Below are 513 nucleotides of genomic sequence, written 5' to 3' on the forward strand. Positions count from 1 at the left end.
GGGTCCAGCAGTGGCCTGTTCGGATGCTATGTGCTGTGAGGTGCTCCCAACTGCCGGCAGCGCTGCCAAAGCTACGGCTAAAATGACTGACAAGTTGCAGCCAGCTATCTTGCTCTATGCCCAGCTCCTGCAAAAGCTTTGGTTGATTGGCGGGAATGTAGCCACGCTTATCATCACGAATGGCGCGTCCTGTACAGTCTACTAATTGCAGATACTCTTCAAAATAGAATGGGATTTCATGGGGTTGTCGTACATCAAATTGGTGCTCAAAGGGTAACAGCTCGGATTTGGTTACCTGATGGGCATCTTGTTTTGCTTTAAATTGCTGTATGCGCTCATAAATCGAGGTGAATTCTTGCTCTTCGATGTGCTGGCAGATATCGGCCCGTATTGGATTTAAATCGACATAAGCCATGCAGGTCAGTAGCGCTTTCTCATCCAGCAAGGCTTGGCTTTTAAATCGCCCTTCCCAAAAATGGCCCTTGCACTTGTCTTCTTGGTTGGCTCTGCGGG

The 513-nt window shown here is 48.9% G+C and carries 1 protein-coding gene; it reads right to left on the reverse strand.

What is annotated here, in order from left to right; genetic code table 11:
* Positions 1-513, reverse strand: a 513-nt coding sequence (locus tag K6Y21_RS21155) for a transposase (protein ID WP_490356157.1), incomplete at both ends; no start/stop codon positions are given.

It is taken from the genome of Motilimonas eburnea, from assembly GCF_021295345.1.
GTDB lineage: Bacteria > Pseudomonadota > Gammaproteobacteria > Enterobacterales > CBDFNC01 > Motilimonas > Motilimonas eburnea.